This window comes from Clostridium sp., assembly GCF_047777555.1.
Classification (GTDB): domain Bacteria; phylum Bacillota; class Clostridia; order Clostridiales; family Clostridiaceae; genus Clostridium_H.
The window spans coordinates 62,011-87,534 of sequence record NZ_JBKEEV010000007.1; the positions used below are offsets into that span (position 1 = coordinate 62,011).

19 protein-coding genes and 2 other annotated features are annotated in these 25,524 nt (G+C 31.4%); of the genes, 4 read left to right on the forward strand and 15 right to left on the reverse strand.

From position 1 onward, the window contains the following. Positions 1-52: 52 nt before the first annotated feature. The 7 genes from ACFWTK_RS11100 to ACFWTK_RS11130 all read right to left on the reverse strand — a co-directional run bounded on the left by ACFWTK_RS11100 (position 53) and on the right by ACFWTK_RS11130 (position 9,962). Positions 53-1,009 carry an acyl-CoA dehydratase activase gene (locus ACFWTK_RS11100; protein ID WP_061857697.1) on the reverse strand — a complete coding sequence of 319 codons (957 nt, stop codon included), beginning with the start codon at positions 1,007-1,009 and terminating at the stop codon, positions 53-55. Then, positions 990-2,087, reverse strand: a complete 1,098-nt coding sequence (locus ACFWTK_RS11105) for an acyl-CoA dehydratase activase-related protein (RefSeq protein WP_061857698.1) — start codon at positions 2,085-2,087, stop codon at positions 990-992. The genes ACFWTK_RS11100 and ACFWTK_RS11105 overlap by 20 nt, the downstream gene beginning before the upstream one ends. Further along, a complete protein-coding gene (locus ACFWTK_RS11110) occupies positions 2,041-2,979 on the reverse strand; it encodes an acyl-CoA dehydratase activase-related protein (protein ID WP_061857699.1) in 939 nt (312 codons plus the stop codon). Before ACFWTK_RS11110 ends, ACFWTK_RS11105 begins: the two co-directional genes overlap by 47 nt. A gap of 204 nt (positions 2,980-3,183) precedes the next feature. Continuing rightward, positions 3,184-4,614 (reverse strand): carbon starvation CstA family protein, encoded by a 1,431-nt coding sequence (locus ACFWTK_RS11115; RefSeq protein ID WP_415876071.1) that lies wholly within the window; start codon positions 4,612-4,614, stop codon positions 3,184-3,186. Between the two features lie 108 nt (positions 4,615-4,722). Beyond that, positions 4,723-4,921: a binding site (T-box leader), on the reverse strand. Positions 4,922-5,008: 87 nt separating this feature from the next. Beyond that, a complete protein-coding gene (locus ACFWTK_RS11120) occupies positions 5,009-5,626 on the reverse strand; it encodes a DUF488 domain-containing protein (RefSeq protein ID WP_061857701.1) in 618 nt (205 codons plus the stop codon). Positions 5,627-5,655: 29 nt separating this feature from the next. Next, complete coding sequence (locus ACFWTK_RS11125; protein WP_061857702.1) at positions 5,656-8,820, reverse strand: AAA domain-containing protein; 3,165 nt, start codon at positions 8,818-8,820, stop codon at positions 5,656-5,658. A 137-nt stretch (positions 8,821-8,957) separates the two neighbouring features. Continuing rightward, positions 8,958-9,962 (reverse strand): LacI family DNA-binding transcriptional regulator, encoded by a 1,005-nt coding sequence (locus ACFWTK_RS11130; protein ID WP_061857703.1) that lies wholly within the window; start codon positions 9,960-9,962, stop codon positions 8,958-8,960. A 230-nt stretch (positions 9,963-10,192) separates the two neighbouring features. On the opposite strand from ACFWTK_RS11130, the gene ACFWTK_RS11135 reads away from it, so the two are divergent. Together ACFWTK_RS11135 and ACFWTK_RS11140 are read left to right on the forward strand one after the other, a co-directional pair. Beyond that, positions 10,193-10,885 carry a DUF421 domain-containing protein gene (locus ACFWTK_RS11135; RefSeq protein ID WP_061857707.1) on the forward strand — a complete coding sequence of 231 codons (693 nt, stop codon included), beginning with the start codon at positions 10,193-10,195 and terminating at the stop codon, positions 10,883-10,885. A 19-nt stretch (positions 10,886-10,904) separates the two neighbouring features. Further along, positions 10,905-11,270: a DUF4363 family protein gene (locus tag ACFWTK_RS11140; RefSeq protein ID WP_061857708.1), complete on the forward strand. Its 366-nt coding sequence runs from the start codon at positions 10,905-10,907 to the stop codon at positions 11,268-11,270. Between the two features lie 47 nt (positions 11,271-11,317). Here ACFWTK_RS11140 and menA read toward each other — a convergent pair whose 3' ends face one another. The 3 genes from menA to ACFWTK_RS11155 all read right to left on the reverse strand — a co-directional run bounded on the left by menA (position 11,318) and on the right by ACFWTK_RS11155 (position 13,942). Beyond that, on the reverse strand, positions 11,318-12,262 hold the full coding sequence (gene menA, locus ACFWTK_RS11145) for a 1,4-dihydroxy-2-naphthoate polyprenyltransferase (RefSeq protein ID WP_242862608.1): 945 nt from the start codon (positions 12,260-12,262) through the stop codon (positions 11,318-11,320). Between the two features lie 15 nt (positions 12,263-12,277). Beyond that, positions 12,278-13,315, reverse strand: a complete 1,038-nt coding sequence (locus ACFWTK_RS11150) for an FAD:protein FMN transferase (RefSeq protein WP_106024355.1) — start codon at positions 13,313-13,315, stop codon at positions 12,278-12,280. A gap of 111 nt (positions 13,316-13,426) precedes the next feature. Beyond that, on the reverse strand, positions 13,427-13,942 hold the full coding sequence (locus tag ACFWTK_RS11155) for an FMN-binding protein (RefSeq protein ID WP_061857711.1): 516 nt from the start codon (positions 13,940-13,942) through the stop codon (positions 13,427-13,429). A gap of 401 nt (positions 13,943-14,343) precedes the next feature. Here ACFWTK_RS11155 and ACFWTK_RS11160 point away from each other — a divergent pair, with 401 nt between their 5' ends. Both ACFWTK_RS11160 and ACFWTK_RS11165 read left to right on the forward strand, forming a co-directional pair. Further along, positions 14,344-16,215, forward strand: a complete 1,872-nt coding sequence (locus tag ACFWTK_RS11160) for an FAD-dependent oxidoreductase (RefSeq protein ID WP_061857712.1) — start codon at positions 14,344-14,346, stop codon at positions 16,213-16,215. 124 nt (positions 16,216-16,339) lie between these two features. Next, complete coding sequence (locus ACFWTK_RS11165) at positions 16,340-17,305, forward strand: polyprenyl synthetase family protein (protein ID WP_061857713.1); 966 nt, start codon at positions 16,340-16,342, stop codon at positions 17,303-17,305. Positions 17,306-17,343: 38 nt separating this feature from the next. Here ACFWTK_RS11165 and ACFWTK_RS11170 read toward each other — a convergent pair whose 3' ends face one another. The 5 genes from ACFWTK_RS11170 to ACFWTK_RS11190 form a co-directional block, all read right to left on the reverse strand. Then, positions 17,344-18,240 (reverse strand): LysR family transcriptional regulator, encoded by an 897-nt coding sequence (locus ACFWTK_RS11170; protein WP_061857714.1) that lies wholly within the window; start codon positions 18,238-18,240, stop codon positions 17,344-17,346. A gap of 3 nt (positions 18,241-18,243) precedes the next feature. Continuing rightward, positions 18,244-21,360, reverse strand: a complete 3,117-nt coding sequence (ileS, locus tag ACFWTK_RS11175; protein ID WP_273092495.1) for an isoleucine--tRNA ligase — start codon at positions 21,358-21,360, stop codon at positions 18,244-18,246. A 191-nt stretch (positions 21,361-21,551) separates the two neighbouring features. Further along, positions 21,552-21,772: a binding site (T-box leader), on the reverse strand. A 349-nt stretch (positions 21,773-22,121) separates the two neighbouring features. Next, positions 22,122-22,715 (reverse strand): type II toxin-antitoxin system PemK/MazF family toxin, encoded by a 594-nt coding sequence (locus ACFWTK_RS11180; RefSeq protein ID WP_061857716.1) that lies wholly within the window; start codon positions 22,713-22,715, stop codon positions 22,122-22,124. Between the two features lie 69 nt (positions 22,716-22,784). Next, positions 22,785-23,708, reverse strand: coding sequence for a CPBP family intramembrane glutamic endopeptidase (locus tag ACFWTK_RS11185; protein ID WP_106024358.1), 924 nt, complete (start codon positions 23,706-23,708; stop codon positions 22,785-22,787). Positions 23,709-23,814: 106 nt separating this feature from the next. Next, positions 23,815-25,524 (reverse strand): N-acetylmuramoyl-L-alanine amidase (locus tag ACFWTK_RS11190; protein WP_415876072.1); only part of this gene is annotated, 1,710 nt, incomplete at its 5' end.

Genomic DNA, 25,524 nt, shown 5'->3' on the forward strand with positions numbered 1-25,524 from the left:
AATCCTATTTGCAAGTTAGATTATAGCACAAACTTATTACATGGGGAAATAATTATACAATCATTTTTTCACTCCACTTACCGCATCTATCTCCAAAGCATCCAACTACTTCTGTAGAGTTTTTTATATTTACAACTTCACACCTATTTGGACAGCCACTGCATTCAAAACTATTAGATACAAACCTTGCATCTCCAACTTCCAGCCCTTTAAAATTAGTAATTTTCTTCTTCTGAACCGATTCTGCACCTATAATTGCAGCACCTATTGCTCCCATAACATCATGGTGCTCTGGTACATAAACTTTAAATCCTAAAGCATCTTCAAAAGCCTTTTTTATACCTTTATTTGCAGCAACTCCACCTTGAAAAAATACCTTTTGCTGAATATCTTTTCCCTTGGCCACATTGTTAAGATAATTTCTTACCATAGCTTCGCAAAGTCCTCTTATTATATCTGCTTCATTATATCCCAGTTGCTGCTTATGTATCATGTCAGATTCTGCAAACACAGCACATCTACCTGCTATTCTAACAGGAACATTAGACATTAGAGCATAGTCACCAAACTTTTCTATTGGTATTTCTAATCTTTCCGCCTGCCTATCTAAAAAGGAGCCTGTTCCTGCTGCACACACCGTATTCATAGCAAAATCCGTGACAACTCCTCCTTTTAGAGTAATTATCTTTGAATCTTGCCCTCCTATTTCTATAATAGTACGAACCTCTTTATCCAAATGAAGAGCAGCAATAGCATGAGTAGTAATCTCATTTTTTACAGCATCTCCTCCAATAAGGGCAGCTGCTATATGTCTTCCGCTTCCTGTTGTACCAACAGAAACAATTTCGTCACTGCTATACTTCTCTTGCAGCATTTTTAATCCCTTTTGTACTGCTTGTATTGGCCTTCCCTTTGTTCTCAAATATATCTTTTCTACCACATTCATGTCCTTATCTAAAAGTACAAAATCCGTGCTAACGGAACCTACATCAACACCCATATGATACATTTTTATGCCTCCTCTCAATTAAATCTAAAAATGCTTCAATTCTAGTAACATATCCTCCCTCTCCAGTCATTTCATCAACTACTAAACTCATTATAGGAAAATCCTTATCTCTTGATATTGATGGAAGTATAGCTTTAGTTATAATCTCCGGCATACATCCCATAGGGAATATTTGAATAGCTCCATCAAACTTATCTTTTTGAGCCATCATAGCCTCTCCTATACATTCTCTTGCATGCCCACCTATGTAATATGGTAAATACTCTTTTGATGCTCTCCTAAGATCAAGAGAGTTCAATTTCAATATTTTCAAAGCTGCATCCTTAACCCACCAGCTAGGAGTAAGCTTTCTTTTGCTGCACACACCATAATCCATAAGTTTATCTTCTATATTAAGGTTAGGAAATGGATCTATAACTGTATATATTTCTCCAATTATAGCCACCTTAAGAGGGTTCTTATTTTTATCAATAGGAATATTTTCTATGGCATTCTTATAGCTTTCTAAGATTTTTATTGCTTCGCTTGGATCATTAGTCTTAACTACATCTCTCTTACATTGATTTAGAATTCTTTTACAATCTCCTTTATTCACTTCATATCCCGCTAAATAGTGAGCCTTTTCTTCAATTTTATCTATTAAATTTATTGCCTTTAATGCCCTTAAAGCTGCTATAATCTTCTCTCTATTGCTCTTAGGACTTTCTGACACTAAATATTCTATTCTTTTTAATAGCTCCTTTTTTCCTATATCCTTAGGATAATCCATGACTATAAACTTCAAATTATATCCCAAATTTTCTAAAGCTTTCATTTGAAGTTCACAATATTCCCCAAACCTACAAGGTCCACAGCTTCCTACTAAAAGTATAGTATCAGCTCCCTGCTCAACGCTCTGAATATAATTCCCCATCATTATTTTGTAAGGAAGACACATCTCTTCTGGAGCGTAGGTTACCCCAATCTCAAGAGCTGTTTTATTGTTTATTGGTGGAATAACATAGTCTATTCCTAAACCATCAAAGAGTACCTTAACTGCAATATATACGTTCCCCATATGTGGAAATGTTACCTTCAACCATCTTCCCCCTTTCTATCATATCTATAAACGCCTCTATTCTTGTATTAAATCCAGCCTCCCCTGTCTGCTCATCTACCTTTAAAACAAGAAAAGGAAAATCCCCAATTCTATTCTTTATAAGCTCTATTACTACGGAATCTATACCACAGGCAAAAGAAGATATGTATATAATCCCATCTACTTTCTTCTTTGAAAAAAGAGTTGCTGCAGCTCCATATGAATTTCTAGCAAAACTCCAGAAAGGCCTTTTAAAAAGCTTATTTACTTCCCTATCTATTTCTACTTCTGAAACAAATTCTTCTGTAATAACTCCAGCTCCAAATTTATGAAGCTTTTCTATTAAGTTCATATTTATAAAATTATCATATACATTATATGGATGCCCAAGCAATGCCAATTTTATATCATAACCATCTTCATTTAACCCTTGCTTAAAATTTCCTTGTACCGCTAAGGCTTTTATATATGCTGTATCTACTGCATATATATTTCTACATATCATAAGACCTAATTTTTTGCACCAACTATGAAGACTTTTTTCTGAATTTATATACAATGGTAACTCTGTAATATCAGGCATATCTGGAATGCTGTTTTTTATCATCTCAGGAAGTCCACAGAACTTTGGACATATATATTCCCTATCTCTAATGCACATGATTCTAGGTACGATTATCAAATCGCATTTATCTTTTATATTATCCACATGACCGTGAAAAATTTTCATTGGAAGACATACTTCATCTACAGCGTATTTTACCCCTTTATCTAATATCCTTTTATTTGTGTCTTCAGAAACAATAATCTCTGCTCCTATTTCCTCTAAAAATGTATGAATAAAAGGATAATACTTGTAGTACAGTAATCCTTTTGGAATCCCTACTTTCATATTTTTCCTCCCTTTTTACAGATATGAACCTACATTTTCCTATTATTGAACAAAATGTTCTAATTTATTCACAAAAATAGTATATTAGTAAAATTCATGTGCTTTTTAAATTTTGCATATAAATATTCCCTTATTAGATAAAATATAAAAACCTTAACAGGTATCCCTGCTAAGGTTTTTTATTATAACTATTTTACTTATTTCTTATTTATCATAAGCTGGTACTGCTTGCGTATCTCTGCGCTTTGTTCTATATAAAAATACTCCAAATGTTATAGCCGCAGCTAATAATCCTACTACATTTGACACTAATCCATTGATTCTAAATCCTTCCGGCGCCTGCATTATATAGCTTATACATACAGCTGTCATAAATATAGCCGGAATAGTTGATATCCAATGATTCTTATTTGATTTAACTAAATATACAGAACATGCCCAAAGAGTTACCATTGCAAATGCTTGAGTTAACCATCCCATATATCTCCAAAGAATAGGGAATTGAACAAAAGTTAAGAATACAGATATAACAAACATTGGTACAGCAAGTATTAATCTATTTTTAATCTTATCCTGTGGGAAATGAATTATATCTCCTAATGCAAGCCTTGCACTTCTAAAAGCAGTATCCCCTGTAGTTATTGGACATGCTACAACTCCAAGTATTGTAAGTACACTTCCAACTGGACCTAACAATGTTTTAGTTATTTCAAATACTGCTCCAGAAGCACCGGACTTACCAAGTACTACCTTGCCAAGTTCAGGAACTCCATTATAGAATGCAAGTCCTGCTGCTATCCAGATAAGCGCAATAACCCCTTCTACAATCATAGCCCCGTAAAACGAATGTCTACCATACTTTTCAGATTTAAGGCATCTTGCCATCAAAGGTGATTGAGTAGCGTGGAATCCAGATATAGCACCACAAGCAATAGTAACAAACATCATAGGCCACATAGGTGTATTGTTAGGATGTAGATTAGAAAAGCTTAGCTCAGGAATATGGTAACTCTTAAAAATTATTCCTCCTCCAACACCTGCTGCCATTATCAACAAACAAGTGCCAAATATAGGATATATCTTCCCAATAATTACATCAATAGGAAGAATAGTTGCTAAGAAATAATAGATAAATATAACTGCTATCCAAAAGTTTCTATCTAAATGTTCTGGAGTTAACTGTGCTAATAAGTCTGCTGGGCCTGTAACAAATACAACTCCTACAATGATGCAAAAGAAAACTGTTATAACTCTCATTATACTTTGAACTTTTTTTCCAAGATACATTCCATGTATTTCTGAAAGACTTGCCCCATCATGTCTTAATGAAATCATACCTGATAAATAATCATGAACAGCTCCTCCTAAAACACAACCTGCTATTACCCATAGAAATGCCACTGGTCCAAACAATGCCCCTTGTAATGCACCAAATATAGGTCCTAACCCCGCAATATTTAAAAGCTGGATTAAAAAAACCTTCCACGTGGGCATAGGAATATAATCGACTCCATCCTGCATTGAATAAGCTGGAGTTTCTTTAGGAAAATCTGCACTAAATTGTTTTTCAACATACTTAGAATAAAACAAAAATCCTGATAAAAGAAGTAATAGCCCAATGATAAAAGTATACATGAAAAAGCCCCCTTTTTATTTATATATAATTATCTATGTGGCAGCTATTTTTATAATAATTCCGGACTTATTATAAAAATAACTGCAAAAAGACCTACTTCTGCCCCAAAAAGGGGCGGAAAGTAGGTCCGCGGTACCACCCAAATTTATCACTCATTTCACATAACGGCACAAGCCGGCTCAGCTTACTAAAACTTCAGCCTACGGCTCAAGGATGATTTTCAGCAACCTTAGTATGTGGGTTCTCACCTATCTCCACTCTCTGTAAGACATATCTTTGCTTACTCTTTCCTATCATCGCTTTGAATTTTTTAATTTTGAGAAAATTATATTATTTTTAAAACCCTCTGTCAACTCTTTTAACCAAATCTGTAAATGTTTACTATTATTTTTTCTAAACTATGTTTTTAAGTTCTTTCCACTTCCTTCGGTATCCCTCTTCTATAACCTTCCTTTTCACTTCCTTTTCAGATATATTATCGTAATCATCATTATCTAGCACTTCTTGAAGAGTTAAATAAATTATATCTTCCTTTAAATTCGGTTCATAGGTTACAAAGATTTCTTCTTCTATCCTCTCTTGTGTCTTTGATTTACTCTCATCAATTATATGCTCTACCTTAACTCCATTACTCTTTAAAGCATATCCTAAAAGAATGCTTCTATGACAGTTAAATGGATTTCTCTCTGAACACATAAGCACAATATTATGTCCTCGCCTAATTCCTTCTACTATTTTACGTATACCTTTCTTAAACATATCTTCCTTTATTATATTATCGAAATTTGACCTTTTCCTTCTATTACCTAATTCTTCTCCCATATACATATAGTTAATACCTGATTGCTTTATAGCTTTTTCTAATATCTCTCTATCAAAAGCTCTTGTATAATTATTATTACTGTAAGGATTACTTCTAACATCCATTACACAATCAATTCCATAACTTCTTATTATTTCTATAAAATCTTCTAACTTTCTTGTTGAATGTCCAATAGTATAGCATGTCATTTGTATATCCCCCATTTATGAACATATTTTTACGCAATTCTGTATACGTTATTCTTTATTAGCTTATTCTCTTTTTGATTAAACTTTATACAGTATTTTAATAGTTTTGCTCTTACACAATCCTGCTTTAAATCCTCCAGATCTACAGAATGGAATAGCCACATTTGCTTTCTTGCTCTGCTTGCTGCTAAACTAAACCTTCTTACATCCCCTTCCTTAGTTAAAGCTGCAAATTTAACATTGTTAGCAATAACCATAGATAAAAAAATTACATCTCTTTCATCTCCTTGAAATAAATAAGGACTGCCGCAAATAATTTTTCTACTTATAATTTCCTTTTCACTGATTCTCTGCTCTATTAATTTCCTTATTACCTCACTTTGAGCATCTCCTAAAAGAGAAATTACTCCCATAGTCATTCCATCATATTTTGGATTTTTACAGCATTCTTCTATTTTATCTACCAGGCTTTCAGCCTCTTTTATATTTATATTTTTTATCTTATCCCTTTCCCCTTCAACCTTTACTGTCTTAACTGCACCTCCTAGAAATTCATTTTTAAAGAAGTTTATTGGGGATAAGATTTGATCTGAGTAATACACCTTATTACTAAATCCTATTATCTCTGGTAAAGATCTAAAATTTTCTCTTAATACAACTCTTGATGGGAACACTCTAAATGCTGTACTGTGAATGCTTGTCCATATATCAAACCACTCTGAATGAGGTATTCCATGCAAATATTTATCTATAAGCTGCTGAACTTCTTTTCTGATATTTTCTGAGGTTTCACGATTGATTTGTCTATTATCTCCAACTATTACTGCCTTTTTGGCTCTAATCAATGCTGATATAGCAAAAATATTGCTTTCATTGCCATCTTCTATTATTACTACATCAAATGGTTCTTGGGATAGATCGAAATTTTCTATAACCTTATTAATAGGCATAATCCATACAGACATGAAATTTTTAAAATTGTCTATTTCCTTTTTAGCTAGCTTTATATAATTACTTTTAGCTTTTCCAGAAGAAGTCTCAATCCTTCTTACAGCTTCTTTCCAAGCATACAAACTTCTTTTTTCGCTTTCTCCTATTTTACTTAAGGTATTAAACCATGCTTTTTTCTCTACTAAACCTTTTACTAAACAAGCTTCTTTCTTCTTTTCTAAGTTTATATTCTTTTTAATATTTTCAACTTGGAACTTTTTAAGTTCCTCTTCTAAAAGATTGGAAAGCTGCCTCCAGGACCAAGCTATGCTGAAATTTTTATATTTTGTGAGCATATTTAATCTATCTTCTTCATTCAATAGTCTTTGTACTAATTTTGGGCATCTTTTATTTACTTTCTCTAATAAATACTCTAGCTCTCTAATGTTTGGCGCTATTTCCTTAAGCCTATGAATTTTCTTATAGGATTGTCTTAATAACAAAGTATCCATATTGCGAAGAGCCTTTACTATTTCTTCAAAGCCTTTTACATTTGAAATAAGTTTTTCAATATTTCCTATATAGCTCTTTAAATTCTCATATTCGCTTATATACCTTATACTTAAAACCCCATATTGTAACTTGAAGTAAGTATCTATGTTATACCAATCCACTTCATCCAAAAATACAATTTTGCCCATTAAATTCACTATTTTTTCTTTAATCTTCTTATCCCAATTTATAATCACATCTATTTTATTTATATCATCTTCTAAGTTTGTTAAAACATTCAAATTTATATCCTCTATTTGTTCAGCTCCATACTCAGACATTGAATTATTCCATAGATTTTTCATGCTCTCTTCAACAGAACGCTGCTCTATATATAATTTAGCTATCTTAGCCTGCTCCTTAGACTCTATTTTCTTTCCGTCCACTCGGCACTTGTTCAAAATATCTTGACATTGACTGTGGAAAAGCTTAAATAACTTTCCTACTCTACCTTTTTGTTCATATTGATTATATATAACATTAAATTCATCAACTAATACATTAACATCCATATCTTTAGGAATTTCAACACTATGACCACTTATTTCTTTTGCAATACTTCCTATTTTCTTTATATAATAATTAGTTTTTAATATTGTTTGCTGAAGAACCGTCTTAACTGTTTCACCTTTTTTTGTACATTCTAAAATATTTTGAATCCAACTGTCTTTTATATCTTCTAAAAATCTCTGTGTACTTTCTAACAACCTAATAATGTAATCATAATCGTAGTCAGAATTATAAGATATACACCAGTTTTTTACAGCTTTCTTATAACCTATATAATTTCTTCGTATATCCATTATTCTTTGAATTTTAGCAACTAATTCATCGCAAGGAGGTATATTATAAAGAATAGGTCCCATCTCATTAAATTGATATATCTCTTCTTTGCTTATAGTGCTTATAAGATAAACTAATCTGGAAAACTTAGCATCTGTTAAAAGTGGTTTTTCATTATAATTTATATTATCTTCTATCCAGGAGTATTGACTTTCATTTTCTTCAAGCCAAACCTTTACACCTAATAATTTATACTTCTTGCCGCAATATTGTATCTCTTTATCCCAAATAGCCATTGCTTGTTCTAAATCCTGATTTAACAACTGATGTTTGCTTTTACATTCCATTAAACTTCTTACAGTGTTTTTTATATCCTTATCTAAGTTTTCTAAATCAGTATCTAATCTTTCTGTTACCTTATCTATTGAAGTATCAAGATCCTTTATACAATCTGTATCACCTTGAATTACACTTGCACATAAAGGTCTTATTTCTTTTGGTATTCTGTCAAGCAATATTCTAAGAGGCTTAGCTCTTTCACTTGTGACCAAAATCCTTTTATTATGAGCTAGCAGATGACAAATTAAATTTATTATAGAATGTGTTTTTCCCGTTCCTGTGGGCCCTTCTACTACAACTCCAAAGCCTTCTGCTAATTTTCTTGCAATTTCTTTTTGTTCATCATTATGTTCAAGAGGATATAATATGTTCTGCGCTGTATTTTCCCATTCTTCTACATTCGTCATATCTTTATCTACATAACTCTCGTCAACTAAAGCTTGTATTGATGAAGGAATATACCCTCCTGTACTCATTTTATTTGAAATTCTTTTAAGCTCTTGGCTCCAAATTTTTTCATTTTTTTGAGTAAGTTTTCGTACACTCGTAAGATAGGAAACTAGCTTAAGTAGCTTTTCTTCAGTATCCATAGGCACACCTCCCTACGTTAGCAGTTTACATTTGATTTTATTTTTTACATTTTTTACCTTAAACACCTATGATTATACCATATAATTCCATAAATGGGTAGAAAAAAAATGTATGCCTTTTCGACATACATTTTTATCTACTTACAAGAATCTCTTTCAACTAATTTATATGGTAAAATAAATAATTTTTTATCAATAGGTTGATTATTTATTTTCTTTATGAGCATTCTAGTAGCTACAGAGCCCATATCATATAGTGGTTGAGCTATTGTTGTAAGCCTTGGATAGAAAAATTCTGCACCATAAGTATCATTAAATCCAATAACATCAACATCTTCTGGAACCTTTATGCCATTATCTCTTAGGGAATTTATTGCTCCCATGGCAAGGTCATCATTTGCACAAAATAGCGCATCTATATCCTTAGTCTTACTTAATATAGAATTCATTGCCTTATATCCATCTTCCGCTTTTAATGAATACTTGCAAAAGTATACTATATCTTCATTATAAGAAATATTATTTTTCTCAAGAGCATCTTTATATCCATAATATCTTATAGCACTAGCATTTACAGCATCCACATCTGTTCCTATATATGCTATCTTTTTATTTCCCTTTTCAATCAAATAATTTACTGCATCTATGGCAGCCTGTTTATTATCTATTATTACACTTGGATATTCAGTCTCTCTTCCATTAGTTTCAATCAATACTATTGGCATATTACTGTCTTTTATAGTCTTCATTACTGTAGATTCTAAAGAGTTACTTATATATATAACTCCATCTACCATCTTTTCTCCTAGAACCCTAAAATACTCCAACTCCTTTTCAGGATCTAAATCTGTATTGCAAAGTATTATATTATATTCATAAATATTGGATACATCCTCTGCTCCTCTAACTATCTCAGGATACATAGAATTTGAAATATCCGGTATTATTATACCTATTGTTTTGGTTTTCTGCGTTTTTAAACTTCTTGCCACTATATTTGGTCTATAGTCTAACTTTTTTATAGCTTCTAAAACTTTTTTCTTAGTCTCCTCATTAACTACATCTATATTATTTAAAACTCTCGATACTGTGGCAATGGATACGTTTGCTTCTTTAGCTACATCCTTTATTGAAGCTGCCATTCTACCAACTCCTACTTTATTATATTTTACTATCTATTATACAATAGAAATTATTTAAAATACAAGTTATATAATTATTTCTTCCTTATTAATCCTATATTAAAAATAGTATATGCAGTATTATATGCATATACAACTTCTTTCATTAAGTTTATATTAAAAAAGAATTAAATTTATTTTTTTCCTTATACTATTCTTAATAAAGTATAACCTTAAATGAGGTGAGATCTATGAATGAAGCTCTTATAGTTCTTGTTAGAGGAATAATAGGCTTTTTTAGTTTATTGATTTTTGCCCGCATTCTAGGTAAACAGCAAATCAGTCAGCTTACTTTCTTTGACTATATACTCGGAATAACCATAGGTTCTACAGCCTCTACTTTAACCACAGACTTAACGAGCACAGTCTGGTGCCATTGGGTTGGTCTGCTTACTTGGACTGTTTTATCTCTTATATTGCAATTTATTGCTCTAAAGTCCAAAAGGGCTTCAGATTATTTGGATGATAAACCTACAATAATAATTATGAATGGAAAAATATTAGAATCCTCCATGAAAAAATTGAGATATAGGTTAAGCGATCTTCTTGAACAATTAAGAGATAAAGGAGTTTTTGATTTAAATCAAGTAGCTTTTGCAATATTAGAAAAAGATGGTCAACTATCTGTATTGAAAAAACCAGAGTATGAGCCTGTAACTCCAAAGGATTTAAACTTAACCGTTCCTCCTTCTTATTTAAGTTCAGAATTAATATATGATGGTATTGTTATTGAAGAAAACCTAAAAAAGGTTAACAAGGATATGAAATGGTTAGATCTTCAATTAAAAGCCCATAACGTAAAACATATATCTGATGTTTTTATAGCAACCTATAACCCACCAGATTCAATTTATATCGACCTTTACAAGGACCATATCCAGTAAAAAGGAGGAAAATATAGATATGAAAAAATTCTTAGGCTATATGATACCTGTAGCTGCTTTAGCTATATTTATAGCTATTATGCTAAGCGGAAACTATTTAAAACAACCTTTCAACCCTTCTGAGGACGTAATAGGTTTCGTAAATGCTGCTATAGAAGATGTTCAATCTGAAAATTGGATAAAAGTTGAAAGTGACATATATAATATTGAAAAAGCGTGGAATAAAATCATTCCTAGAATTCAATTTAGCGTAGAAAGAGATGAAATATATAACATAGGAATAAACATAGCTAGACTAAAAGGAGGTCTATCTTGTAAAGATAAACCATCAATTCTTACAGAACTATATGAACTTATAGAAAACTGGAACGAATTATCGAGATAAAGCTCCTAGTTGCAATACTTGGAGCTTTATTGATTTTCTATAAAGCATTATTTCATAAATATAGATATACCTAATAATATTATATAGCATACATTCATTAGCACAAAATTTTTTACTGATATAACAAATGTTTCTGACTTGCTAGGTTTGTTTTGAAATACTTTTATATTCTTTCTCACTGGAATTAAAGTAATGAGCATTAAAAATAGCTTAAAGGGAAGTATCTTTAATAATATTAATAATATTATATCTACATATCCTATATAATACAAAATTTCAAATACTTTTAGTGCAGTTTTTTCACCTATATAATATGGCAAAGTAAATCTTTTGTTTTTTATATCTTCTTCTACATCACAAATATTATTTGCAAGCATGATGTTAGCAATTCCATTTATAAGAGGTATGCTTATTAAGAACATATATAATATTTCTCTTATATTCATAGTGATGCCTAAAATATCATTATTATATGTTAATGAAAGTATTCCTGCATCATATACATGTATATATATTGATAAAAATGTAATTATGAATCCCATAAATATACCCGAAAAAATCTCTCCTAAAGGCATACGGGAAATTGGAATAGGCCCAAATGTATAAAGAATTCCTGCTATAAAGCATATTGCTCCTACAAAAAGTACAACCAAATTTGTATTTAGCGCAAGAAATACACCAAATATTGTGGCAATGGTAAGTAAGATAAATATTATAGCTAGAGCTGTAGATTTTTTTATATTATACTTTTCAATAGCATTTTTTACTTCGTAATTATACCCTCCATTAGCATGTGCCTTTCTATAATCACAATAATTATTGATTGCTGTTGTTGCCATATCAAAGGTTATTAATGATATAAACATAATTATGAAATTTTTTAAACTAAAGCTCTCATACCTATACAAAGTATAAAGGGTTCCAAGGGTAAATGGTATCACACTTGCAACCTTAGTTCGTATTTCAACATATTGAAAAAAAGCACGTAACATCAATTTTATCACCCTCTAATTCACAAGAGTAAACTCATCATTAGTAATTTTAAAATTATCTTTTATTCCTTCAGTTACATAAACCTTTTTATCTTTAGTAATAAATATGGCATCCACATTTTTAATGTTTTCAATAAAATCTATTCCGCCTTTTAAGCCCTTTGAAAATACAGAAGTTGAAAGAGCATCCCCATCTATAGATTTATCACTTATTATAGTTACTCCTGCTATTTCATTATCATAAGGATATCCAGTAAAAGGATTCAAAATATGATGATACTTTTTACCGTCTTTTTCTATGAATCTTTCATATATACCTGATGTAACTACGGATTTATTTTCTACATATATTGTTCCGACAATTTCTCCTCTTGACTGAAATGGATTTTGAATTCCTATTTTCCACAGCTCTCCATCCGGCTTTGTGCCTAGAGCAAATACGTTTCCTCCCAAATCTATAATTGCACTTTTTACACCTTCGTTTTTTAAAACTTCTGCAACAGCATCTGCTGCATATCCCTTTGCTATAGCACCAAGGTCAATAATCATTTCCTTTTTCTTTAAAAATATAGTCTTATCTTTCTCGTTTAATTGTAAATCTTTATATCCTACAAGTTTAATTTTTTCATCTACTTCTGATTTAGTTGGAACCTTAGCCTCTGGAAGCCCTATACTCCAAAGCTTTACTATAGGACCTACTGTTATGTCGAAGCTTCCTTTTGTCAACTCAGAATATTCTAATCCCTTTTTAGTTATGGCGAATGTATCATCCTTGACCTTTACTGGCTTCTTTCCAGCAGCCTCATTCACCTTATCTAATTCCGTTCCTTGTTTATTTATACTTACTTCACTTTCGATTTGCCTAATTCTATCAAACCCTTTAGAAATTATATTTTGATCTTTTTTATCATATAGAGAGATTTTAACTACTGTACCCATAAAAAAATTAGTTCTGCTTATAGGCTCACTTGAATTATTTTTTGTACAAGCAACCATACTTATGCTGGATATAAATATGGTCAATACTAGCAGTACCTTTTTTATATTATTCATTAAAAAAGTCCTCCTTCATGTGAATTAAGGAAAAAAACCTTAGACTTTGTATATCAAGCCTAAGGTCAAATTCTAATTAATTATATCAAATTTAAATTAATTGTCTAGTAACTATTCTGCCATATCAATAGTTGCTACTGATGTATCTCCATTTTTTGCATTTTCAAGTGCTTTTCCAGCAAGTTTCTTAAAGTTCTCTACAGAATGAGTTGCACCTGCTACAGTATCCACAGCTTCTGGATCTTGTTTTTCAACTAATGAATCTTCTAATTCTTTAGTGTATTTAGCTGGACCTGTTTTTACTTTTTCTTCCATCTTCTTGTTGTATTCAGCATCTTCTGACTTGAACTTTCCATCTTTATTTGTGTAATCAAAGTTAACTGCAACAATTTTTCCATCCTTAATTTCTACTTCAACAAATGGTTTCCAACCCTTATCATCAAAATCTTTAGCTTCTGCCTTATATGTTCCATCTTTTAAAGCTGATTCAGTCTTTGCAGTATCCTCAGTTTGAGTTTGATTTTGAGTATTTGTTTCACCAGATTCTTGTTTAGAACCACATCCAGCAAGTAATCCCGCACTTATAACAGTAGTAGCAAGTATTACAGATAACCACTTTTTCTTCATTTATTAATCCTCCTATTGATTAATTTAGTTTGTGAAATATCAAACAAAATTTTTAAGCTTATTTTAATTTAAGTCAACTTTTTTTGCAATTCAATTATACTATACTTCCTTTACATTTAGACATTTGAATTTTTAATGCTATATTAGATTTCCTTATATCAAATTCAATATTTTTTTTGTACTACCTTAGTATTTTCAATGGATACAAGGGTTTAGATATATTTTTTATATATAAGCTTTCCTTATTATACATATGGACATACAGCTAATTTAAATATAAAATTCTATTCAGACAACAAATTTATTTCAGTTTTTATTTCGTTATTATTATTTTATTAATGTTTATTTTTTATTAATATTATTTTATTAATGTTTATTTATATGATAAGAGGTGATTTTAAATGTCAGCAAACACAAAGATATTAATCTTGGGTGCCGGCTATGGTGGAGTTCATGTAGCTAAAAAGCTTGCAAAAAAATACAAAAAAAATGATTCTATAGAAATTACACTAATCGACAAAAACCCTTTCCATACTTTAATGACAGAGCTTCATGAAGTAGCTGGTGGAAGAGTTCATCCTGAATCTGTTCAAATTGAGTTAAGCAAAATATTTGGCAGAACTAAAGTTAATGTGGTTACAGACTATATTGAGAAAGTAGACACAGATAAAAAGGTAGTAACCACTTCCTACGGCAAATACGAGTATGACTATTTAGTTATAGGTACAGGTTCCGAACCTGCTTTCTTCGGCGTTCCAGGAGTAAAAGAGAACGGATTTACTCTTTGGTCTTTTGAAGATGCAATAAGGATAAGAGAGCACATTCAAACTATGTTCTCTTTAGCATCAAAAGAAAGAAATGAAAAGAAGAGAAAAGAAATGCTTACTTTTGTAGTGGCCGGTTCTGGATTTACTGGAATTGAAATGGCTGGAGAACTTCTTGAATGGAAAAGCAAACTAGCTAGAGAGTATAATGTAGATGAAAAAGAGGTAAAATTATTAGTAGTAGAAGCAATGTCTACTATCTTAAATATGCTTGATAGAGGTCAGGCCGATAAAGCAGAAAAATATATGAAAAAGCACGGTATGGAGATATTAAAAGATTCTCCTATTGTAGAAGTTAATAAAAACAGCATAAAGTTGAAGGACGGAAAAGAAATTCCAACTCAAACACTTATCTGGACTTGTGGTATACAAGCTAATCAAGAATCTAGCGAATATGGATTACAAAGCGGAAGAGCTGGAAGACTTATTGCAAATGAGTTTATGCAAGCATCTGGCAAAAAAGATGTATTTGTAGTTGGTGACATAGCTTATTATGAGGAAGAACCAGGACGTGGAACCCCTCAAATAGTTGAAGCAGCTCTTCAAACTGGAGATACAATAGTAAAAAATATAATTGCCTCTATAGAAAACACAAAAATGACTAAATTTAAATCAAACTATCATGGCTTTATGGTTTCAATTGGAGGAAAATATTGCGTAGCCAATCTTTCTGGAATAAAATTATCTGGATTCTTTGCTATGCTTATGAAGCACTTAGTTAACCTCCACTATCTTTGGGGAGTAAACGGAATTAATGCTTGTTATCATTATCTAATTCATGAATTCTTCTCAATAGAAGATAAAAGAAATATAATGAGAGGTCACTTATCCTCTAAAGGAAATAGATTATGGCTTGTTCCATTAAGATTGTTTATGGGAGTTATTTGGCTTTTAGAAGGTTTAAAGAAATTTGTTGGAGAAAGTACTTGGGCTGATAAAGGATTTAAAGCTTTATTAAATGGTCCTGCTTCTGATAGTTGGATTAAGGCCGGAAATATTAAAATGCCTTTTGAATGGCTTCAAACTGCCGCTAACTCTGGAGCATCAGAAGCTGCATCCACTGCTAGCGAGACTGCTACACCAATATTAAGCCATATGCCAAGTTTTTACAGTACAATAATGAAGATTATGATACCAAGCCCTGAAATCGCTGTTTGGTTCCAAAGAATGGTTGTTTGCATTGAAATAGGTATAGGTCTTGCTTTACTTGCAGGTTTATTTACATTCTTAGCAAGTGCCGCATCAGCATTTATGGTTACTAACTTTATTCTTTCAGCAATGGCTGGATGGGATATACTATGGTATTTCTTTGGTGCTATAGCTCTAATGGGTGGAGCAGGTAGAACCTTTGGATTAGATTACTGGGTAATACCATGGATAAGTAAAACATTAAGTAATTGGTGGTTTGGAAAGAGAGTTCCTGTTTATAATCAAAAAACATCTCTTTAAGAATTTAGATAAAATAGAATGATTTTAAATTAATATGCTAATAATAATTTGCTTTAATATAGGTAGAGTGAACTTCACTCTACCTTATGATTACTTATAAAAAAGTAATGTAGAGGATGATGATATGGATAAAATATGGGACAATTATAAAGATATAAAAGATGAATTAAATAATGTTATTTCTTTCATGGAAAAGAGCGTAAAATGCAAAGATAAAAAAATAGAAAATTCCATTAAAGAGCTAATTCATTCTGGTGGAAAGATGCTTAGACCTGCATTTGTTATAATATCCTCTCACTTTGGAAATTATGATAAAGAAAAGACTAAAATTTTAGCCTCTGTAATCGAAATGCTTCATATGGCAACCTTAGTTCATGATGATGTTATAGATGATTCTAAAACAAGGCGAGGCAAGGAAACTATTCAATCAAAATATGGTAAAGATTATGCGGTATATATTGGAGATTTTCTTTTTTGTGTATGCTTTAAAATTTTAGCTTCTTCTTCAAGTCTTCAAAGTATAAAAATAGACAGCAACTCCATGTCTAGAATTTGCTTAGGAGAAATAAACCAATTGAATTCAATGTTCGATACAAAGTTATCTGTAAAAGACTACCTAAATAGAATTTCTGGCAAAACAGCTGAACTATTTTCCCTTTCTCTATACACAGGTGCTGCTGAAAGCGGATGCAGCGATGCTCTTTCAAAACAATTTTGGAAAATAGGTCATAATATTGGAATGGCTTTTCAAATTATAGATGATGTTTTAGATTATGTAGGTACTGATGATTCTATAAAAAAGCCTGCAGCAAGCGACTTAAAGCAAGGAATATTCACACTTCCATTTATATATGCTGCAAAGAAGAATAGAAATGCTTTCAAACATTATTTAGAAAAAGAAAGCTTTTCAGATGAAGATGTAAAGAATATTATATCTTTAGTAAATAAATATGAAGGTATTAAAGATGCAAAAGAGCTTGCAAATAAATATACAAAGAAAGCTTTTAAATTAATCGATAATCTTCCAGAAAACCCCTACAAAACAGTATTAAAAGAAGTTGCAGAAAAACTTCTCTTAAGATCATACTAAAAGGACAGTGCATTGTTTTGCACTGCCCTTTTTAATCATTAAAATTTACTTAATATTTTCTTAGTTTCTCTTTTAAATATATCTATCAATTTCTTATATTTGCTATAACTATTCTTATTATAAGAAAAGAATATATCATATTTAAAAGATAGATCTTCCACCTCAAAAGTCTTTATTATGCCCTTCTCAATTTCTTCTTTAACAGAATTTTTAGGAAGGAGACTTATATCATCAGTCTTTTCCACAGACTCCTTAGCTATGCATATAGAATTAGCAGTGAATACAAGCTGCAACTCCTCTATATTAACCCCTTTAGATTTAAGGCCGTAATTGAGTGCTGAATATATATCTGGTCCATCACCTAATAATACAAAGAAATACTTTGAGAGCTCCTTGGCAGAGATCTTATCCCCAATATCTATGCTAGGATTAGCTACAAATATTAATTCACCGGTACCTACTTTAAAGCTAGTTATGTTATCTGTTTCTATGCTCTCGTAAGTTACAGCCACATCTGATAGATTTTTATCTAGTTCTACCTGAATATTGTCTTGGGGCATATTATTAAGCTTAAAAAACCATTGAGGATTTATATCCTTTATAGCAAGCAGAACTTCTAGAATAATAGAGTCAATTTCAGAAGAAGATGATGAAACTACAAAAGTACTTCTATGCTCCTTTATGTTAGAAATATCCTCTAATATTCTATCATATGCTCTAATCATAGTTTTCACATGCCTGAGTATCATTTCTCCTTCTTCTGTAAGAGTAGCCCCTTTGTTACTCCTCTCAAGAAGAGGTATTCCCAGCTCTTGCTCAAGTTTTGAAATACGTTGGCTAAGAGCTGACTGAGATATATGAGAAAGTCCCGCTACCTTGGATATACTTTTTAAAGTTGCAACATCATAAAAATTCTTTAGAAATTGAATATCCATATATTATTCTTCTTTTTCTACAGCTATTTTTAAATCTTCTCCATTAATCTTGAAGTCATTATATTCTCTATCTTCATTGTAAAGTATTGCTGTAGCGAGAGTCTCATTCTTTATATGATCTTCAAACTTTTTAGTTACTTCTTCAAGCATCTTGTTTCCTGCAACATAGAGTTTTATTCTATCTGCAACTTCAAAACCGCTTTCTTTTCTTAGGTTTTGAACCTTGCTTAAGATTTCACGAACAAAGCCTTCTTCTCTAAGCTCTTCTGTAATAGTAGTGTCAAGAATAACTCCTACCTCTCCTTCTCCTGCAAAAGCAAATCCTTCAAGTCCATGCATTGTTACAAGCAGATTTTCAGAAGTAAGTTCTATTTGGTCCTCTAAACCTTCTACATTTATAAATACAGACTTACCATTATTTATAGCTTGAGCAAGTTCCATTTGGTTTTGTTCAGCTATTGCCTTTCTTATAGCAGGAATATATCTTCCATAAGTCTTACCTAGTACTGGTAAATTAGGTTTAATTTCAAAATTAACATATTGTGAAAGATCTGCACCGAATTTAACATTTTTAATGTTAAGCTCTTCTTTTATTATATCTCCATAGTACTCTGGAAGAGACATTACACTAACAAGCATTTCTGCAAGAGGCTGTCTGTTCTTTATATTAGCTGAGTTTCTAGCACTACGTCCAAGCTTTACTACCTTATAAGCTAAATCCATTTCTTCTTCAAGCTTACTATCTACAAGGCTCAAATCATATTTTGGCCAATTTAGAAGGTGAACACTTTCAACTGCATTACTATCTAAATTAACTACTAAGTTTTGATATATTTCCTCTGTCATAAATGGTACAAATGGTGCTGCAACTTGAACAAGAGTTACAAGAACTCTATAAAGTGTTGTATAAGCTCCTATCTTATCATCTGTAAGCTCTGTAGTCCAGAATCTTGCTCTGTTACGTCTTACATACCAGTTTGAAAGTTCATCAACAAAGTCTTCAAGCTCTGATGCTGCTTCAACTATTTTATATCCATCTAAATTTTCTTCTACATTTTTAATCAATGTATTTAGCTTAGATATTATCCACTTATCCATTACATTTTCTGATACAAAATCCTTATAATCTAGTGGATTAAACTTATCAAGCTCAGCATATAGTACATAGAAAGAATATACGTTCCATAATGTACTTAAAAACTTTCTTTGTGTCTCTCTTACATCTTCCTCTGAAAATCTTGTTGGAAGCCATGGCGCACTAGCTGTATAGAAATGCCATCTTGTTGCATCTGCTCCTTCATTATCTAAAACTTCAAATGGATCTACTACATTTCCCTTTGACTTTGACATCTTAAGTCCATGCTTATCTAAAACGTGGCCTAAAACTATACAGTTTTCAAAGTCACTTTTACCAAACAATGCTGTAGATATTGCAAGTTGTGAATAGAACCATCCTCTTGTTTGGTCCACAGCCTCTGATATAAACTGTGCTGGGAAAGTCTTTTCAAATACTTCCTTATTTTCAAAAGGATAATGATGCTGTGCAAATGGCATTGAACCAGAGTCAAACCAACAGTCTATAACCTCATGAGTTCTTGTCATCTGTTTACCGCAATGAGGACAAGTAAGTTTAACCTTATCTATATATGGCTTATGAAGTTCTATATCCTCTGGAACATTTATTCCTTTCTCTCTAAGTTCTTCAATGCTTCCTATACACTCTCTATGACCACATTCACATTCCCAAATTGGAAGTGGAGTTCCCCAATATCTATCTCTTGAAATACCCCAGTCTATAACATTTTCAAGGAACTTACCAAATCTTCCTGTTCTAATGTTATCTGGATACCAATTTATCTTATTGTTGTTTTCTAAAAGCTGATCCCTAAGAGATGTCATTTTTATAAACCAGCTATCCTTTGGATAGTAAAGAAGTGGTGTATCACATCTCCAGCAGTGTGGATATGAGTGAGTAAACTTCTCTGATTTATAAAGCATTCCATGTTCTTTTAGATATTCTATTATCTTAGGATCTGCTTTTTTAACAAACATTCCCTTCCAAGGCTCAACTGCATCTACAAATTTACCTTCTGCATCAACTAGATTTATAAGAGGAAGATCATATTTCTTTCCTGTTATGTTGTCATCCTCACCATAAGCTGGTGCTGTATGTACAACTCCTGTACCATCTGTTAGAGTTACGTAGTCTCCATGTACTACATAAAATGCCTTTTTCTCTGGTGTAACGAACTTAAGAAGCTGTTCATATTCTGTTCCTAATAATTCTTCTCCTTTAAACTCTCTAACTATTTCATATTCTCCAACTAAAACCTTTGGAGCAAGTTCTTTTGCAAGTATTAAATATTCTCCGTTATTTAATACTTCTACATAATCAAAGTTCTTATTTATTGTCAAAGCTACATTACTTGGTAATGTCCAAGGAGTTGTTGTCCAAGCGAGTATATACTTATTTTCTTCTCCTTTTACTTTGAATTTAGCAAAAACAGTAGCTTCCTTAACATCTTTATATCCTTGAGCAACCTCGTGAGAAGATAGTGCTGTTCCGCATCTTGGACAGTATGGGGTTATTCTATGTCCTTTATATAGTAAGCCTTTTTCCCACATTTGCTTTAATGCCCACCATACAGATTCTATATAATCATTGTGATAAGTTACATAAGGATTATCCATATCAACCCAGAAAGCTAGTTTTTCGGACATATCCTTCCAAAGACTTGTGTATTTAAATACGCTTTCCTTACATTCCTTAACAAACTTTTCTACTCCATATTCCTCTATTTGAGGTTTACCTGAAATTCCAAGTTTCTTTTCTACTTCAAGTTCTACTGGAAGTCCATGAGTGTCCCAACCAGCCTTTCTTAAAACCTTATATCCCTTCATAACTTTATATCTTGGAATTAAATCCTTTATAACTCTTGTCAAAACGTGTCCTACATGTGGTTTACCGTTAGCTGTTGGAGGACCATCATAAAAGGTGAAATATTCACCATCTTGATTTCTATCAAAACTTTTCTGAATTATATTATTCTCCTTCCAAAGCTTTGCTATATTTCTTTCCATCTCAACAAAGTTTGTAGAAGTTTCAACCTTTTTGTACATCTCTCTATCTCCTCTCTCTAAAAGTGTAACTATTATTAAAATTATTACCAAAAACCTATTTCATAAACTTAGTCCTATCATAACCTTTAATTTAAAATTTTAATAAACTTTTAGTGCCTGACTTAAGCTATACTTCTGACCTAAAGCTTTACTTTCCAATATCTCTATATTATAACAAAAAGAGCTCCGCCCATAAGGACGCAGCTACGCATAAACCACCTATGTGAAGTCAGTTCAAGTACTATCATACTCTATTTCTTAACGCGAAATGACGAATAAACTTACTAGGATCAATCCTTTTCAGTTCTTTACTCCCAGGTGATTTTCTTTAAGCCTTAGCTATGGGGTTTCCACCATCCCCCACTCTCTTTTAGCATACAGCTTAAGTACTTTTCCTGTTCATAGTATTTTTCAATCTTCATTATCATTTTTAGTCATATTATATTATAAGGATACAGTATTGTCAATTCCTGCTTATACTTTATTCATATAAATAAAATATATAAGAAAAAAAGATTGATTAAAGCAATCTTTTTTCTTTATATGTTATATAGTCTCCTAGCCTCTGCTAGGTATGTTACTTTTTAAGAGTGATATGAAATATAGTCTCCTAATCTTTATTAGGTATGTATTACAATCTCTCACGATTTTAATTCTATCATTAATGCACAACTTAGGCAATAGGTTTTTTAATATTTTCTTTATTTTTCATTTAACTTTTTTATTATCTATTACTATTATATTCAAAATTTCAAAATTAATTACAAATCTAAGGAAATTCTAAGCTTTCCATCCAAAATATCCATAAAATCTTTTTGTAAGGTTGCAATATGTCTTCCAAGTCTTGCTTTTGATACCACTTTTATCTGCTCAGCAAGAACTGTACCTGTAATATGATTTTTTTCACCATCTTCAAGAACATAGTCACTTTCTCTAAGCTCTATATGTACAGCAATCTTCTTAGGTCTATTAGATATGGGTGCAATTATAGTAGTTGGAGCATTCTTGTTTCCTGTATCATTTTGAATTATTATAACTGGTCTAATTTTATTTTCCTCTGAACCAATGTTTTGCCCAAGCTCACAAGTCCATATTTCGCCTCTTCTTGGGATTACTTTTGTACATCTTGATGCATTGTCATTCATCTTCATCTGTTCGTTTACCCATCTAACATAATTATGAATTTTCACAATAGCATAGGCACTTTTTCTTGTATTTTCAATATCTAAACTTTTCTTTATTAGTTCATTCACCATAGAATCATATTCTTTTAATAAGTCATAAATACCTTCTTTCTCTTTAATTATAAATTTTTTCAATTCTTCATCATTCATGGTACTAATGTCCTGTTTCATTATCAAATCCCCCTTATGTTACTTCATAACCAGAAATACCCCTTTATTCCCCCTATTACTATTCATGCTTTATGTACCTACTAATTCCACTAATATTACAACAGCATATACTATTAAAGCCCCATACACAGGCCAATTCATAACCTTTACAGATGTTTCTCTTTCCTCAAGACCATCTTTTCCATATATCTTAGTTAATTTTCCTATTAATATTATTATGATTCCTAAACATATTATGCCTAAAATTAGCATTGAAAAAAATGTATTAATCAGTTGAGCTTTTGACATAGAGGATATTCCTGTATTTTGCGCTAGTTCTACAGACTCACCGCCTAAACGCATCATCTTAGTTGCAAGTTCTGATAAAAGCACCTGAGTTCCATTGATTGTAAAATGACATATCATAGATGAATATATAGAACCCGTTATCCTAACTAAATATGCAAATATTATTCCCAAAACAAAGGCATATAATAATTGATTTCCATCTAAATGCAATATTCCAAAGAAAGTTCCTGTCATTAAAGCAGCTTTTCTTATATTAATATTTTCATATCCAGCTAAAACCACCCCCCTCATAGTAATCTCTTCACAAATAGCAGGTATTAAAGCTATTATACACAATCTCACTATAAGTGGAATATCGTCTAAACTTGAAACAACTTGACTTATTCGATTTGGAAAAACAAATTGAGTTATGAAAGATAAAAACATAGCTATGGGTTGTGCGAATATTCCTACAGCAATAATAATCCCTATAGATTTAATTCCTATTTTTTTTAACTTTAGTGTATCCTTAATAGGCTTTTTAGTAATTATAAAATAAATTATAGTAGGAATCAGCAACAAAAGTATCTGAGGTAATACAATGTATAGTTCAGAACTTATATTCATTCTTCTAAATATTGGTATAAGAGCCATAGGTGCTATTGCATATAATAGTAACAAAATAAATGCAAATAAGTTAGCTTGAAATACACTTTTATTTTCCATACATAACTCCTCTTTAAAAATTAATCATATAATACTACTAATATAATAAAGGAAGAGACAAAATATTACAACTTACTTTTTGTAATATTTTTCTCTTCCTTTTCCTCTATTTTCCTATAGTTTTCATAATTCCTCTTGCTATAGCTTCTGCATATTTTTGTTGATATTCTGGATTTTTTAGCATAGCCTCCTTTTCAGGATTGCTTATAAACTCTAGCTCCACAAGAACTGCAGGAGCATTTGTATATTTAAGTACATAAAGTCCATTTCTCTCTTTTATTCCCCTGTCTTTAAAACCAAGCTCTGATATGATTTCATTTTGTATATTTTTAGCTAAAGCCATACCCTTAGTACTTCCGCCAAAGTAACAGGTTTCTACACCAGTTACTGAAGAATTATCAAAACTATTTACATGAATAGAAACAAAATAGTCTGCTTTTGCATTGTTAGCTATATTAACTCTAGTTTGAAGTTCAGTATTTTTATCATTAAGCCAGCTGTCAGTATCATTGGTTCTAGTATATATAACTTCTATTCCATTCTTTTTTAGAATATCTCCAATTTTAAAAGTTACTGCTAATGTTATATCCTTTTCCTTAGTTTTATTTTGTCCTACAGCTCCTGAATCTGGACCACCATGTCCTGCATCTAAAACTACCTTAATCTTCTTTTCTACAGACTTAGGTGATATTACTATAGTAAGTTTTATTTCTTTATTATAGTTTTTAACCCTTCCTATAAGTGTTATGGTTCCTGCCTTGCTTGTATCTATGCTTTCTTTGTCCCAAATAACATCTGCTTGGATTGTTTCACCTAATATAGTAGTGGCTTCAACTGTTTGAGGTAATGTATACTTGTCCCCTTCAGTTATCTTCACATTAATATCATTTATTGTTTTTATTTCAGCATTAGAAGTTCCAGGATCCACTTTAGAATTTACAATAATCTTGAAAGTTACTTCATTATTGTAATTTAAAACAGTTCCTTTGTAATAATATGTACCTTCCTTTGAAGTATCCACAGAGGTCTTGTCCCATTTTACAGTTACTTTAGAAATTGTACCATCACTCATTTTAGCATCTAGACTAGTTGGCAATGTATATTTTTCATTCTTATACAATAAAATTGTCTTACCAGGTACCTCTGTTATATAAACCTTTTGAGGAATACTTAAATATTTCAATACAGCAGATGCTATAGCTACTGCGCTGTTATCCTTGAAAGTTTGAGTATTTAAAATCGCCTCTTCTTTAGGATTGGTTATATATCCCAAATTAGTATATACAGCTGTAGCATTTACACTACTCAAAGTTTTTAAAGTGCTCTCTTCAATAACTCCATTTTGGCTTGCTTTATTATAAAGCTCATCCTTAATATAAGAAGCTAGTTTTTGAGAATTAGCATCTCCTTTTAAATAATATGTTTGTGAACCAGTAGCAGTAGTGCTTATAGCATTGCAATGTATGCTTACAAGTATATCTGCTTTAGCATCATTAACTATTTTACTTCTAGCTGCTATGCTCTCATTAGCACTCCAAGGCACACTATCTGTAGTTCTAGTATAAACTACGTTTATTCCATTTGCTTTTAAAATTTCTCCAGCCTTTAATGCTACATATAGATTTATATCTTTTCCTTTTACTCCAGAAGGACCTATTTCATTTGCTTCATCATTCGCAGCACGTCCAGCATCTAAAACTACTACTGGCACTTTAGGTGATTCTGGTTTTTCTGTTTGAGTTGTATTAATTGTAAATTTCATTTTTACAGGAGCCTTTATCTTATTTCCCTTTTTAGATTTAACCTGATCCTTTAT

What these genes read in the sequence shown, in the direction of transcription:
- ACFWTK_RS11110 (WP_061857699.1), bottom strand. Translation starts at nt 2,979, where the DNA reads ATGAAAGTAGGGATTCCAAAAGGATTACTGTACTACAAGTATTATCCT.
- menA (WP_242862608.1), bottom strand. Translation starts at nt 12,262, where the DNA reads ATGTTACGTGCTTTTTTTCAATATGTTGAAATACGAACTAAGGTTGCA.
- ACFWTK_RS11135 (WP_061857707.1), top strand. Translation starts at nt 10,193, where the DNA reads ATGAATGAAGCTCTTATAGTTCTTGTTAGAGGAATAATAGGCTTTTTT.
- ACFWTK_RS11150 (WP_106024355.1), bottom strand. Translation starts at nt 13,315, where the DNA reads ATGAATAATATAAAAAAGGTACTGCTAGTATTGACCATATTTATATCC.
- ACFWTK_RS11165 (WP_061857713.1), top strand. Translation starts at nt 16,340, where the DNA reads ATGGATAAAATATGGGACAATTATAAAGATATAAAAGATGAATTAAAT.
- ACFWTK_RS11115 (WP_415876071.1), bottom strand. Translation starts at nt 4,614, where the DNA reads ATGTATACTTTTATCATTGGGCTATTACTTCTTTTATCAGGATTTTTG.
- ACFWTK_RS11160 (WP_061857712.1), top strand. Translation starts at nt 14,344, where the DNA reads ATGTCAGCAAACACAAAGATATTAATCTTGGGTGCCGGCTATGGTGGA.
- ACFWTK_RS11130 (WP_061857703.1), bottom strand. Translation starts at nt 9,962, where the DNA reads ATGGCAGCTTCAATAAAGGATGTAGCTAAAGAAGCAAACGTATCCATT.
- ileS (WP_273092495.1), bottom strand. Translation starts at nt 21,360, where the DNA reads ATGTACAAAAAGGTTGAAACTTCTACAAACTTTGTTGAGATGGAAAGA.
- ACFWTK_RS11125 (WP_061857702.1), bottom strand. Translation starts at nt 8,820, where the DNA reads ATGGATACTGAAGAAAAGCTACTTAAGCTAGTTTCCTATCTTACGAGT.
- ACFWTK_RS11100 (WP_061857697.1), bottom strand. Translation starts at nt 1,009, where the DNA reads ATGTATCATATGGGTGTTGATGTAGGTTCCGTTAGCACGGATTTTGTA.
- ACFWTK_RS11140 (WP_061857708.1), top strand. Translation starts at nt 10,905, where the DNA reads ATGAAAAAATTCTTAGGCTATATGATACCTGTAGCTGCTTTAGCTATA.
- ACFWTK_RS11180 (WP_061857716.1), bottom strand. Translation starts at nt 22,715, where the DNA reads ATGAAACAGGACATTAGTACCATGAATGATGAAGAATTGAAAAAATTT.
- ACFWTK_RS11170 (WP_061857714.1), bottom strand. Translation starts at nt 18,240, where the DNA reads ATGGATATTCAATTTCTAAAGAATTTTTATGATGTTGCAACTTTAAAA.
- ACFWTK_RS11155 (WP_061857711.1), bottom strand. Translation starts at nt 13,942, where the DNA reads ATGAAGAAAAAGTGGTTATCTGTAATACTTGCTACTACTGTTATAAGT.
- ACFWTK_RS11120 (WP_061857701.1), bottom strand. Translation starts at nt 5,626, where the DNA reads ATGACATGCTATACTATTGGACATTCAACAAGAAAGTTAGAAGATTTT.
- ACFWTK_RS11185 (WP_106024358.1), bottom strand. Translation starts at nt 23,708, where the DNA reads ATGGAAAATAAAAGTGTATTTCAAGCTAACTTATTTGCATTTATTTTG.